Raw genomic sequence first — 12437 nt, forward strand, 5'->3', positions numbered from 1 at the left:
CACCTGCAACCGCAAGGCAATTAAGCCGCCACGACCGATTTTGGCGCACAGTAGGACTATATTCCTATCTCGACGCCGCGGCCGCCTATGATGCCGGCGTCGAGAGTTCGTGAGAGGGAGACGTTTCGTGCTGGAGGAATACAGGGTGCCGGTCACCGAGGAGGATCAGGTCAAGGCCGGGCTGGCCATTCATCTGATCGCGGCGCGCACCGGCGCCCATCCGTCGCAGATGACCGGCCGGGGCCGGATGAACCCGCGCGCGGCCCGCCCGCGCTGGCTGGCCATGTATCTGTCGCACGTCGCCTATGGCTGGACGATGGAGCGGGTCGGCCACGTCTTCGGCGTCAATCGCGCTAGCGTCGGCGCCGCCTGCCGCTGGGTCGAGGACGAGCGCGAACAACGCAGCATCGACGATCTGATGAACGACCTCGAAGGCTGCATTCAGGGTTTGTATCAGTCGCCCCGCCTGGAGCTGCCGCAATGAGCCGGCTTCTGGAACGCGCGCGCGATCTGATGGCCAAGCCCGGCGCCTGGCTGTCGGCCGAGGGCGGCGCCTATGCCTTGCGCCTGTCGCCCGATCGCCGCAGCCGCATCAGCCTGACCCTGACCGAGGTCGAGTTTCGCGCCCTGATCGACCAGCCCGGCCTGCGCGTGCGACCCGGCGGCGGCTGGTTGGGACGCGCCCAGCCGGACCGGACGCCGTCCCCCGCCCCCGGCCGTCCCGGCTTCGTGGCGGGCCAGCGCGACCTGATGCAACCGGACGGCCGCATGGTCCGCGCGCGGGCCAATCTGGGCGAAAGCCCCATCGCCTGGCTGGCGCGGCGCAAGGATGCGTCCGGCCGCCCCTGGCTGACCCCGGCCGAGGCCGCCGCCGGCGAACGACTGCGTCGCGAGGCGGAACAGGCGACGAAGGGCGCGTCGGTCACCATGCGTTGGGACGCCCTGCCGACCTCCGGCTCGGGAACCGCCGCGCGAATGGAGCCGACCGACCGCGCCCTGTCCGCCGCCCGCCGCGTCGAACAGGCGCTGACCGCCGTCGGCCCGCGCCTTCGCCCCATCCTGACCCGCATCTGCATCCACGGCGACAGCCTGCAACTGGCCGAAACGGGCCTGGGCCTACGCCGCCGTCAAGGTAAGACGGTGCTGAAACAGGCGCTGCAGGCGCTGGCGGATCACTATGGGATTGGATGAAGTGCACAGATTGCACTGGGTTTTTATGCGCGACCCCGACGCAGCAAATGTCCGCTTTGGGTGGTTAGCGGACTTTTGGCCTCAACATTGCGATCAAAACCTCGACGCGCTTTCCGATGAGAATGCAGACAGCAACAATTGCGGCGGCTAACGACACGTTGAGGATCGAATCACGAAGCCCCAACGCAGAAGCTTCGACGAATGAGTAGCGGCGTATGCCTTCCTCATCAGATGTAAAAAACCATGTCCCGTAGTTTATTGAAGCGAAAACGAAGCAACCGATGGCCATAGTGGTAAGTGCGGCCTTGAATTCGAGCCAATCTCGCATCTGCTCTCGACCCAACCAGACTGCTGCTAACAATCCAGGCAGACCAAAAACCAAATAATTAAACGCCACACCCAACCACAACATCCCAGCCCATCGCAGGCCAGCAGCTTGCGCCGACAAAGCCATGAGGTAGCTGAGACCAAAGGGATAAATGACGAAGATCAAAAGCCGACGCATTGCGCCCCCATAAACGCCGAGACTGTCGAGGTCCGCAATGGTGCGAAAGCCGACGCAGCCATCACGGCGGAAAACGGACCTCCGCTTAGATTTCGCGCTGCGCTGACAAGAGCGCCCTCATTGCACTCTGTGTTGTCCGCTCAGATCAAGGCGATGGGGATAAGGATGGCCAGGAGGTAGATCAGCGCCCGGATCAGGGCTAGGACGGCGATGACGGCGCCGCGTTCCTTTGACACGTTAAGCCGCCGGGCGAACCAGCAAGACTGCACGACGACGAACCAGGCCGCGCCGACGATCATGATCGCAGCGCCGACCGCATTGGGCAGTTCGGGCCGCTGAAAGATGGTCCCGCCCGCCGAGACGAAGGCGGCGCAGACGGCGGCGAGATAGCATTGCGCATAGAAGGGCGCGCGCAGGGTTTCGCGGCTGATGCGCTTCTTCTCGTGACGCAGCAGGGTGACGGCGGCGACCAGCGGGATCAGGCTGAAAGCCAGCGAGCGGAACAGGACCAGGTTCTGCTGGGACGCATAGACCACCCGGCTGAGGTCGGTCGCCTCGGGCGGCGGCGGCACATGCAGCGCCATCGACAGCAGATTGGTCAGGACGATGGTGGCCAACAGGAACAGCGGCGGGCTGAGCGCATCGTCGTAGCGACGCTCCTCGCTGTCGCTTTGCTCGCGGTCCGAATAGTCCATCGCCGCCAGCGGCCCGCGCAGGATGCGCCACAGGGTCAGGGGATAGAAGACCAGCCAGCTGACCGCCTCGAAGAGAAACTCCTCGAAACTGCGCAGGATCTTCAGCAGGTCCATTCGCGCCCCCGGTTACGACCCCGAGATCGTGGGTCGCCGGGCCGGCGGTTGCAACCCCCGACTACTGCACCGCCAGCGCCGCCTCGCGGATGCGGCCAACCATGCTGTTCAGGCCGTTGGCGCGCTGGCGGGTCAGGGCCGAGGGCAGACCTAGCCGATCCAGCGCCGCGCGGGCGTCGAAGGCGACGATCTCCGCCGCCGTGCGGCCGGAATAGAGTTTCAGCAGCAGAGCGATATTGCCCTTGGACAGGGCGCTGTCGCTGTCGGCGGCGAACCACAGCCGCCCCTCGTCCTGCGTCGTCGCCAGCCAGACCTGGGCGGCGCAGCCCGGCACCTTGTTGGCCTCGATGCGGTCGGCCTCGTCCAGCGGAGCCAGCCCCTTGCCCAGTTCGATGACATATTCGATCCGCTGCTCCCAATCGCCCAGCAGGTCGAAATCCTCGGCCAGGACGGCCAGGGTCTGGTCCAGGGTGTCGGTCGGGAGCGTGCGGTTGGTCATGCGCCGCCAGATAGGCCGCGCGGCCGTTAACGACAACCGGCCGTTTTGTCCCCCGATATTCATGGTGAACGCCGCGATGGGGTTCGCCTCAGGGGGGAGCGGCCTCGCACCGACTCAGCCGCAGCCCTAGTCTGGGCGCAGACGAAACCCATGGCCCGCCCTTCTTGAAACCCGACGCCCACGCCAGATTCGAGGACGACCCGACGCACGACGCGGCATTGGGCGCCCCGCTGGTCGCCTTATGGCATGCCATCTGGGCGGTGGCGGTCGCCCTGACGGCGCTGGCGGCCCAGATGATGGACGGGCTGAAGGACGCGCCGCTGGCCGCCCTGCTGCTGATGGCCTTCCCCGGCGTGTTCGGCGTCGTGCTGATGGTGCGCGACAGCGTGGGGCTGAGGCTGGCGGTCATGGGCGGCTGGATCCTGGCCGCAACCGCCTCGGCCGGCCTGACCGGCGGCGTGACCGGCGCCCTGCCCGGCCTGATCCTGACGCCGCTGGCGGCGGGGATCGCCCTAGATCACGGCGTGCATCATGCCCGCGTCGGCGCCGACCGGCTGACCCGGATGGGCGCCTTCGCTGTGGCCCTGCCGCTGCTGGCGGGGCTGATCTCGACCTGGTTGAACGGGGCTGAGGCGCAAGGCCCCCTGCTGGCCGCCGTCTCCGGCCTGCTGGCCATGGGCGCGATCATCGCCGCCATGCGCCTGACCTGGAGCGCGCGCCAGCGTCGTCTGGCCGAAGCCGAGGACGAGGCCGCCCGGATCGCCGCCCTGCTGGAGGATCAGCCGGCCCTGACCCTACTGCTCGATCCGTCCGGCCGTGCGGTCGCGACCTGGGGCACGCCGCCGCCCGCCCTGTCGGTGCTGGCGCTGACCGAACAGGGCCTGATCTCGGCCGTTCATGCGCCGGATCGCCCGGCCGTGTCCGCGGCCTTGGCCCGCGCCCTGTCGGGCCAGTCGGTCGAGGTTCAGTTCACGCCGCGCATCGCCCTGGACCGCCGCGTCGTCATGATCCTTGGGCCGTTCCGTCACGAGACGGATCGCCCGTGCCTGATCGCCCAGGCGTTCGACGGCACCGCCCAGTTCGCCCGCGAGCTGGGACTGGAGACCGCCCGCGTCGAGGCCGAGGCCCAGTCGGCCGGCAAGACCCGCTTCCTGGCCAATATGAGCCACGAGCTGCGCACGCCCCTGAACGCCGTGCTCGGTTTCGCCGACATCATGCGCCAGAAGCTGTTCGGCCCCCTGCCCGAACGCTACGCCGGATACGCCGACGCCATCCACCAGGCAGGCGGCCACCTGCTGGACCTGATCAACGACGTGCTGGACCTGTCCAAGATCGAGGCCGAACGCTACCAGCTGGTCATGGAGGCCTTCGACGCCCGCGACGCCGTGTCCGCCGCCGTCGCCCTGGTCCGGCTTCAGGCCGACGACAAGGGGGTGGATCTGGCCGCCGTCCTGCCGTCCGAGCCGATCACGGTCCGCGCCGACGCCCGCGCCCTGAAGCAGATGGCGCTGAACCTGCTGTCCAATGCGGTCAAGTTCACCCCGGCGGGCGGCTCGGTCACCATAACCCTGGACGCCGACGGCCCGGACCTGGATCTCGCCGTCTCCGACACCGGCGTCGGCATCGCGCCGCAGGACCTTCAACGCCTGGGCCGCCCCTTCGAACAGGCCGGCGGCGCCGATCAGAAGGCGCAAGGCACCGGCCTGGGCCTGTCCCTGGTCCGCAGCCTGACCGAACTGCACGGCGGCCGCATGACCATCGACAGCACCCTGGGCGAAGGCGCGGCGGTGATGATCCGGTTGCCGGTGATGGTGGCGGGGGAGACGAGCGAGACGGCTGAAAATGCACAGCCCGCCACAGCCGAAGCTTGAGCTTATAGGCGAGCTTTCTGAAGGCCTACGGACACTTCCAAGTGTGGCGGCCGAGATAGCCACTAGACGGCTCTGACTTGCCTAATCGTCGATCAATGAAGGTCGAATGACGATCATGCGCCCCGATCACTAGCTTACTAGCTTGAGCTACGATCGCATCGTTCATGGCGCGCTCAATATCCCTGGGCCGTTGCGACGTGAAGGACCACAGCGCGCGGTCGCTGTTGGCAGCTACGAACAAATGCTCGGGTCCTACAGGCAACAGAATAAAGCTATCGCCACGGTTCATGCCATTGCTGGTCATGACGGGGTCATCACATGTCAGTAGGCCATGATTGCGATGAGGGACGGCGAGAACGGACCAAGCCATTTCTGCAAGTCCACGACCAATAGACTGAGAACCAATCAGATTGAGCATCAGCTGCATGCGAGCGACGCTTAGATCATCGCCGCTAGCCTGGCGGAAAAAATCTTCGGGACTAGCCGGATCGCTTGCACTTCGAAGGTGCTGATACTCGGCGCGATCCTCTTCGGAGAATTTGTGGCTAGTGGAACGGATTTGTTCATCAAACCACTCCAGGCGAGCTGGATTTCTGAACAACATCGACATTACGAATATTGTCCAAGCGTTAGTCTGATCCTGACACAGTGGTGCGCCTGGCTCATCCCGCATACGGCAGAGAACGGGTGCTGCTGCCTCGTCTATCTGACGCATGGTGTTGAGCTCAATTTGCTCCCGACGTTCTGCGTCCGGTTCTCCCGGCAAGCTATAGAGGTGCATTTGGAAACCGGTCGCACGTGGCGACCGCCGCTGTAAGTCAAGGCCGCTCCGCTGGCGGGAGTACTCAGTCACCTCTCCGTTTACTGCCCATGCTTTGAGATAGAACTCAGGCAGGTAATGGTGACGATTCGGAACTGACATCGTGACAGCATATCACGAGCTGGTTACAGGTGGACATTCTGAGAATTGTGTTCCACTTGTCATCACAGCTATTAGCGGTTCACACCAGATCGCCGCGATGCCGATCGTCGTCTCAAAATCGAAAGTAGCCCAGCCGCCTAAACCTGCCCCATCGCCAGGAACGCCCTACCGGCCGCGAAGTCGCCGGCTTCGAAGGTGGAGCGGGCGATACTGCCGTCGCGGAACAGGAATTCGACGGTGAAGACCTCGCGCGGGTCAAGGGCCGACAGGGCGTCGGCGGCGGCGGCGGGGAACAGCCAGGCCTGACCGGCCGGACGACCTTCGGGCAACAGCATCGGTTCGGCGCTGGTCACCCCGGCGGCCCAGAAGGCGCGGCGTTGCGCGGCGGGCGGCAGGTCGTGCGACAGCCACGGACGCGGCGCCACCGTGTGGTCGCGCATCACCACCCGCACGCCGGTCGGTCGCGAGCGCCCTTGCCAGGACACCACAGCAGCCAGTTGATCCGGCCGGTCCATGCCGCCCACGACGCCGAACCGCACGGGCGAGGCGCCGGTCACGGTCGCCTGCATCAACCGCCAGGTCGGGCGCGCATAGGCCGCGCGATCCGCGCTCCACTTTCGGCGATCGCCCGGAAACTCCATCCGCGTCGTGCGCGACCAGCCGGAAAAGGCGGTCTGGACCCGGCCCTGAACCGTCTTCAGATCGGTGGAGCCGCACGGCGTCGTGTTCGCGCGCGCCCGCGCCCGCTGGGCCGTCTCGGCCAGCTGCCGGTCGTTGGATCCGGCGCGCAGGGCCGCGCCCCGCGCCTGCCAGGCCGCAGCCGTCAGGGCGGCGGTCAGCTGCGGCTCGAACAGGCCGCAGCGGTCATTGGCGGCCAGCACGAAGCTGCGCTCATAGAAGCGGTCCTGCGGCGCGGCGAAGGCTGCGACGGGCGTCGCGGCGATCAGCACGGCCGACAGGAAACCTCTGGCTTGCCGGGGGGAAAGGCCTATCCTCATGCCCCGACCCTAGCGCGCCAGGGTTGGGGTTCCGTGTTCGAGCAGGGTTAGCGAATTGCTTCTTTCCAGCGACCTGTGGGTCAGCGCCCTGATCCGCCGCGCCCAGATCGCGGGCGCCTATGCGACCGTGGTCAAGAAGGGCGACGCCCGCGCCGGCTCGGTCATCGTCAAGGCCTACGACACCACCACCCGCACCGCCCGCCTGTTCACAGAAGCCTTCGGCACCGACGGCGACCGCCTGTGGATCCAGCCCGTCACGTCCGACAGCGAAAGCGAACTGGACGCCTATATCGCCCGCCAGCGGGGGTATGACCCGGACCTGTGGGTCGTCGAGATCGAGGACCGTCAAGGCCGGCATTTCATCACGGAGACGGTGCCGGGGTAGATGCGCCGTTCGTCGTTCCAAGAAGCGAACTTGAGCCCTAGCATTCCCGGTGAACCCGTCTAGCTTCGACCCCGGGGAGAGCCTGTGGCCGACGCAAGCAAGACCGGAACGGATTGGAAGGACGACGAGCTCGACGCCATCGTCGCTGACTATTTCTCTATGCTTGCCCTCGACGCGGCGGGCGAGCCGTTCGTCAAAGCGCATCGCGCTCGTGCACTGATGGAGCGAACCGGCCGAAGTCACCGCTCGGTCGAGTTCAAGCACATGAACATTTCGGCCGTCGCAGCCGAGCTGGGCTTGCCCCATGTGCGCGGTTACCGTCCCTTGGCCAACTACCAAGCCGCCATCTTCGACGCCATCGACCGGCACCTAGACGCCCATCCCGAAATCCTAGGCGATGATGCCTTATCCGTTGCGCAGCTATTGGCCAACGGATCGGCGCTCCATCGCGCCGAAACGAAGATGGCGACCGGGTCTCATCAAGGCGTCGCCGAATCCGCCGCAAGGTTCAAGTCCGCAGGCAGAAGCCATCCGCCCCTGATGCTCACCGAAGCTCCTCCTCCCGGCCCGGCTCGCACACCACGCCCGGAGGGCCTTGCCCGCCTCGTCCGCAAATACGACCCCGCCGCCCGCGACCACCGCAACAGGTCCCTCGGCTTGCTGGGCGAGGAGCGCGTCTTCCATCACGAGCGCGCGCGTCTCATCGCGCACGACCGCCCCGACCTCGCGCGCCGCATCGAATGGACCAGCCAAGAACGCGGCGACGGCGCCGGCTACGACATCAAGAGTTTCGACCCGAGCGGCGCCGAGCGCCTGATCGAGGTCAAGGCCACCCGGGGCGGCCCCACGACGCCATTTTACCTGACCCGCACCGAGCGCGAGGTTTCACAGGAACGCCCTGACCACTGGCGGCTCTACCGCCTCCACGACCTTTCAGCCGCGGCGGCGCTCTTCGTCCTGCCGCCGCCGCTGGAAACGTCAGTCACGTTAGAGGCCGAGGCTTGGAAAGCCCACTTCTGACCGGTCAAGGTTCGAATCGGATCAGGTCATACTTCTCCGCGAACCACGCCACGAACGCCGCTGGGTCTTCTCCGTCCCGCCAAGCCCGCGTCAGTTGATCTTCGTCGATCCCGGCGTCGGTCACAGACATTCGCCAGTCGCTTAGCAACAACCGATCCGAACCCAGTTCGTGTGGTCCATCACTCGACCTCGCCCGATGGCCCCTTTAGCGCCTTGGCCTTGGCCTTGGCCCGTTCCAACTGACCGATGCTCGTTTCCGGCGTCGGCAGACGCTCCGGCATCACACCGCCCAATTCCGAGATGGTCTGGCGCACCTTCTTGCCGACGGCGTGGTGGATGTCGTTGGCCTGCGCCTTGGTGCTCGCCCCGTCTCGCCTCAGCTTGTCCTCGGCCTGAGTGGCGCGGAACAGGTTCGCGGCAAGTTCCGTCGAACCCATGTGATCCAGTATCTTTTGGCTCTTCTTCAGGCCCTTCAGCGCATGGATGTCGCGCATGGTCCGGCCGCCATAAAGGCCGCGATAGCCGTGGTCCTGAAACACCGCATAATCCAGTCCGGTCTCAACCCCCGCCTGCCTCGCGGCGGAGGCCAGCGCGGTATTGTGTTGCGCCATCTCGCGCCTCAGCATCAATCGCTTGTCGTCCTCCGACAGGCCGCCAAACGCTGGGTCGTCCGCGATCTCCTGACGCCGCGTCTGGACGGCGAAATAGGTCTGCCCCGCCGCGATCACAGGCTTGGACGGGTCACCGTTCTGGACGATCAGGTAACAGGCGTAACGAGACAACCGCACATCGGCGACCTCGCGTTGCGCGCCAGAGCCCAGATCGACCATTTTGGTGACGTCACCGAAATGGTCCGCCGGATCGAGCCCCGCCGCAGCCGCCGACACACGCGCCTTCTCAATCACGGACAGGAAGTTGCGGTAATCCTGATAGCCGAGAACGGGGGCAAGCTGCCTCGCCAGCCAATACTCAACCCCTTCGTCCTCATGGCGAATGGACTCGAACGACTGGCGATGCGGAGGAGCGATGTCGGTCATCTGGTGACTATCACGCCAGCAGAACAAAAAGGCAACCCCGTTATCCTTTTGCCAGCGCTCCTCGGTCAGCTCTCAATCCTCGTCCATCTTCAGGGCGGCGATGAAGGCTTCCTGCGGGATTTCGACCTTGCCGAACTGGCGCATGCGCTTCTTGCCGGCCTTCTGCTTCTCCAGAAGCTTCTTCTTGCGGGTGGCGTCGCCGCCGTAGCATTTCGAGGTCACGTCCTTGCGGAGCGCCCGGACGGTCTCGCGGGCGATGATCTTGCCGCCGATGGCCGCCTGGATCGGGATCTGGAACAGGTGGGGCGGGATCAGTTCCTTCATCTTCTCGACCATGCCCCGGCCGCGCGTCTCGGCGCGGGCGCGGTGGACCAGCATGGACAGGGCGTCGACCGGCTCGGCGTTGACCAGGATGGACATCTTCACCAGGTCGCCGACCTTGTATTCGGTGATCTCGTAGTCAAACGAGGCGTAACCCTTCGAGATCGACTTCAGCCGGTCGTAGAAGTCGAACACCACCTCGTTCAGCGGCAGCTCATAGACCACCATGGCGCGGTTGCCGACGTAGGACAGTTCGATCTGCTGGCCGCGACGGTCCTGGCACAGCTTGATGACGCCGCCCAGGTATTCGTCGGGCGTCAGGATGGTGGCCTTGATCCAGGGTTCGGCGATGGTCTCGATCTGCATCACGTCGGGCAGGTCGGCCGGGTTGTGCAGGTCCATTTCGGAGCCGTCGCGCAGGCCGATCTTGTAGACGACGGACGGCGCCGTGGCGATCAGGTCGAGGTTGAACTCGCGGCTCAGGCGCTCCTGGATGATCTCCAGGTGCAGCAACCCCAGGAAGCCGCAGCGGAAGCCGAAGCCCAGCGCCGCCGAGCTTTCCATCTCATAGGTAAAGGAGGCGTCGTTCAGGCGCAGCTTGCCGATCGCGGCGCGCAGGTCCTCGAAGTCGGCGGCGTCCACCGGGAATAGGCCGCAGAAGACCACCGACTGGACTTCCTTGAACCCCTTCAGCGGCTCGGCGGTCGGCTTCTTCTCGTCGGTGATGGTGTCGCCGACGGCGGCGTGGGCCACTTCCTTGATCTGGGCGGTGATGAAGCCGACCTCGCCGGGGCCGAGCTGATCGACGGGCGTGTTCTTGGGCAGGAAGACGCCGACCCGGTCGATCAGATGGGTCGAGCCGTTGCGCATCATCTTGACCCGCATGCCGGTCTTCAGCACGCCGTCGAAGACGCGCACCAGCACGACGACGCCGAGGTAAGGGTCGTACCAGGCGTCGACCAGCATGGCCTTCAACGGCGCATTCACATCGCCCTTGGGCGCCGGCAGCTTGGTGACGACGGCCTCCAGCACCTCCTCGATGCCGATGCCTGACTTGGCGCTGGCCAGGACCGCTTCGGAGGCGTCGATGCCGATCACGTCCTCGATCTGGGCGCGCACGCGGTCCGGCTCGGCGGCCGGCAGATCGACCTTGTTCAGGACCGGCACGATCTCGTGGTTGTTGTCGATGGCCTGATAGACATTGGCCAGGGTCTGGGCCTCGACCCCTTGCGAGGCGTCCACGACCAGCAGCGAGCCTTCGCAGGCGGCCAGCGAGCGGCTGACCTCATAGGCGAAGTCCACGTGGCCCGGCGTGTCCATCAGGTTCAGGATGTACTCCTCGCCGTCCCTCGCCTTGTAGGTCAGGCGCACGGTCTGAGCCTTGATGGTGATGCCCCGTTCCTTCTCGATCTCCATATTGTCGAGCACCTGCTCGGACATCTCGCGCGCGGTCAGGCCGCCGGTGTGCTGGATCAGGCGGTCGGACAGGGTCGACTTGCCATGGTCGATGTGCGCGACCACGCTGAAGTTGCGAATGTTCGAGATCGGGGGAGTCGTCATCCGCGCGCCCCTATCACGCGCGGGCGCCGGGGACCAGACGCGGCACGATCCGGCCCCGATCAACAGGCGTATTACAGCTTTGCAATGATGGCGTTTGTCTTTGAGCGCGGCCCTGTGACGCGATAAGGAGACAGCCATCGCCTTATCGCTCTTCAAGGACGCTTTTCGTGCTCCAGACGACCCGACCCACACTTCTGGCCGGCGCGGCCGTTCTGGCCGTCCTGCTGCTGGCCAGCTGCGGCGGCGGAGAGGACAAGAAGACCGACGGCAAGGAGGCGGCCGGCGCGCGCCAGACCGTGACTGCCGCGACCGTGACCCAGATCAACCTGGCCCGCACCGTCAGCGCCTCTGGCTCCGTCTCCGCCTGGGAAGAGGTGCCGGTGGCGGCCGAGACGGGCGGCCTGACCGCCGTCGCCGTCTATGTGGACGAAGGCTCCTACGTGCGTCAGGGCCAGCCGCTGGTGCAGATGAATGACGTTCTGCTGCGCGCCCAGCTGCGCCAGCAGCAGGCCCAGGTGCAGTTGGCCGAGGCCAATGTGGCCCGCGACAACGCCGCGCTCGATCGCGCGCAGCAGCTGAAGGAACGCGGCTTCCTCAGCCAGGCGTCGCTGGATACGGCCCTAGCCAACCAGCGCAGCTCGAACGCCAATCTGGCCGCCGCCCGCGCGGCCCTGAGCCAGACCCAGACCCAGTTGTCGCAGGCGACCATCCGCGCGCCGGTCGGCGGCCTGATCATCAGCCGCAGCGTCACCAAGGGCCAGATCATCGCCGCCGGAACCGAGTTGTTCCGCATGGTGCGCGACGGCCGGCTGGAACTGGACGCCCAGGTGCCGGAGACCGAACTGTCGCTGGTCCGCGCCGGACAGTCCGCGATCGTGGCCTCCAGCGAGGCCGGTCAGACCACGGGCTCGGTCCGGATCGTCACGCCCGAGGTCAATGCGCAGACCCGCCTGGGCCTGGCCCGCATCTCCCTGGCGCCCGGCGCCCAGCTGCGGCCTGGCATGTTCGCCCGCGCCGAGATCGCCGTCGGCGATCAACCCGCCCTGGTCGTGCCGTCCTCGGCGGTCGTCTATCGCGAGGCCAAGGCTGGCGTCTATGTCGTGGGTCAGGGCGATGTCGTCCGCTTCGTCCCGGTCACGACCGGCGTTCGCAGCGGCGACCGCGTCGCGGTCACGGGCGTCCAGGCCGGTCAGCGCGTCGTGGTTCAGGGCGCTGGCTTCCTGGGCGAAGGCGACCATGTGACGGTGGCCCCGGCGACCGCGGCGCCCCAGCCGGCGTCGCCCGCCGCCCCTGCCCCCGCCGCTGCGGCCGCGCGCTAG

Annotated in this window: 13 protein-coding genes; 6 read left to right on the plus strand and 7 right to left on the minus strand. The window is 66.3% G+C overall.

The features are described 5' to 3' along the window. Window positions 1-127: 127 nt before the first annotated feature. Window positions 128-484: a chromosomal replication initiator DnaA gene (locus HNP47_RS07355; protein ID WP_174087221.1), complete on the plus strand. Its 357-nt coding sequence runs from the start codon at window positions 128-130 to the stop codon at window positions 482-484. After that, window positions 481-1191, plus strand: coding sequence for a DUF6456 domain-containing protein (locus HNP47_RS07360; RefSeq protein WP_184278917.1), 711 nt, complete (start codon window positions 481-483; stop codon window positions 1189-1191). The genes HNP47_RS07355 and HNP47_RS07360 overlap by 4 nt, the downstream gene beginning before the upstream one ends. 64 nt (window positions 1192-1255) lie before the next feature. Here HNP47_RS07360 and HNP47_RS07365 read toward each other — a convergent pair whose 3' ends face one another. From HNP47_RS07365 to HNP47_RS07375, 3 genes are all read right to left on the minus strand, one after another. Continuing rightward, window positions 1256-1696, minus strand: a complete 441-nt coding sequence (locus tag HNP47_RS07365; RefSeq protein WP_184278918.1) for a hypothetical protein — start codon at window positions 1694-1696, stop codon at window positions 1256-1258. Window positions 1697-1836: 140 nt separating this feature from the next. Then, window positions 1837-2505 carry a hypothetical protein gene (locus HNP47_RS07370; RefSeq protein WP_184278919.1) on the minus strand — a complete coding sequence of 223 codons (669 nt, stop codon included), beginning with the start codon at window positions 2503-2505 and terminating at the stop codon, window positions 1837-1839. 61 nt (window positions 2506-2566) lie between these two features. Next, on the minus strand, window positions 2567-3004 hold the full coding sequence (locus HNP47_RS07375) for a SufE family protein (RefSeq protein WP_184278920.1): 438 nt from the start codon (window positions 3002-3004) through the stop codon (window positions 2567-2569). A gap of 164 nt (window positions 3005-3168) precedes the next feature. On the opposite strand from HNP47_RS07375, the gene HNP47_RS07380 reads away from it, so the two are divergent. After that, complete coding sequence (locus HNP47_RS07380) at window positions 3169-4875, plus strand: HAMP domain-containing sensor histidine kinase (RefSeq protein ID WP_184278921.1); 1707 nt, start codon at window positions 3169-3171, stop codon at window positions 4873-4875. A gap of 25 nt (window positions 4876-4900) precedes the next feature. On the opposite strand, the gene HNP47_RS07385 is transcribed toward HNP47_RS07380, so the two are convergent. Then, window positions 4901-5797 carry a DUF4238 domain-containing protein gene (locus HNP47_RS07385; protein ID WP_184278922.1) on the minus strand — a complete coding sequence of 299 codons (897 nt, stop codon included), beginning with the start codon at window positions 5795-5797 and terminating at the stop codon, window positions 4901-4903. A gap of 137 nt (window positions 5798-5934) precedes the next feature. After that, complete coding sequence (locus HNP47_RS07390) at window positions 5935-6795, minus strand: hypothetical protein (protein ID WP_184278923.1); 861 nt, start codon at window positions 6793-6795, stop codon at window positions 5935-5937. 55 nt (window positions 6796-6850) lie between these two features. Between HNP47_RS07390 and HNP47_RS07395 the strand changes: the two genes are divergently transcribed. Beyond that, complete coding sequence (locus tag HNP47_RS07395; protein WP_184278924.1) at window positions 6851-7180, plus strand: DUF1491 family protein; 330 nt, start codon at window positions 6851-6853, stop codon at window positions 7178-7180. 84 nt (window positions 7181-7264) lie between these two features. Next, on the plus strand, window positions 7265-8200 hold the full coding sequence (locus HNP47_RS16515) for a DUF3883 domain-containing protein (RefSeq protein ID WP_311770044.1): 936 nt from the start codon (window positions 7265-7267) through the stop codon (window positions 8198-8200). 179 nt (window positions 8201-8379) lie between these two features. Here HNP47_RS16515 and dinD read toward each other — a convergent pair whose 3' ends face one another. Both dinD and lepA read right to left on the minus strand, forming a co-directional pair. Further along, a complete protein-coding gene (gene dinD, locus HNP47_RS07405) occupies window positions 8380-9237 on the minus strand; it encodes a DNA damage-inducible protein D (RefSeq protein WP_184278925.1) in 858 nt (285 codons plus the stop codon). A 72-nt stretch (window positions 9238-9309) separates the two neighbouring features. Continuing rightward, window positions 9310-11118: a translation elongation factor 4 gene (lepA, locus tag HNP47_RS07410; protein ID WP_184278926.1), complete on the minus strand. Its 1809-nt coding sequence runs from the start codon at window positions 11116-11118 to the stop codon at window positions 9310-9312. A gap of 167 nt (window positions 11119-11285) precedes the next feature. On the opposite strand from lepA, the gene HNP47_RS07415 reads away from it, so the two are divergent. Further along, entirely contained in the window at window positions 11286-12437 is a 1152-nt protein-coding gene (locus HNP47_RS07415; protein ID WP_184278927.1) for an efflux RND transporter periplasmic adaptor subunit, read from the plus strand.

It is taken from the genome of Brevundimonas vesicularis (genome assembly GCF_014204545.1).
Classification (GTDB): domain Bacteria; phylum Pseudomonadota; class Alphaproteobacteria; order Caulobacterales; family Caulobacteraceae; genus Brevundimonas; species Brevundimonas vesicularis_B.

Coding starts and splice junctions, on each gene's coding strand:
- HNP47_RS07360 (WP_184278917.1), top strand. CDS start 481: ATGAGCCGGCTTCTGGAACGCGCGCGCGATCTGATGGCCAAGCCCGGC.
- HNP47_RS07365 (WP_184278918.1), bottom strand. CDS start 1,696: ATGCGTCGGCTTTTGATCTTCGTCATTTATCCCTTTGGTCTCAGCTAC.
- HNP47_RS07370 (WP_184278919.1), bottom strand. CDS start 2,505: ATGGACCTGCTGAAGATCCTGCGCAGTTTCGAGGAGTTTCTCTTCGAG.
- HNP47_RS07375 (WP_184278920.1), bottom strand. CDS start 3,004: ATGACCAACCGCACGCTCCCGACCGACACCCTGGACCAGACCCTGGCC.
- HNP47_RS07385 (WP_184278922.1), bottom strand. CDS start 5,797: ATGTCAGTTCCGAATCGTCACCATTACCTGCCTGAGTTCTATCTCAAA.
- HNP47_RS07390 (WP_184278923.1), bottom strand. CDS start 6,795: ATGAGGATAGGCCTTTCCCCCCGGCAAGCCAGAGGTTTCCTGTCGGCC.
- dinD (WP_184278925.1), bottom strand. CDS start 9,237: ATGACCGACATCGCTCCTCCGCATCGCCAGTCGTTCGAGTCCATTCGC.
- lepA (WP_184278926.1), bottom strand. CDS start 11,118: ATGACGACTCCCCCGATCTCGAACATTCGCAACTTCAGCGTGGTCGCG.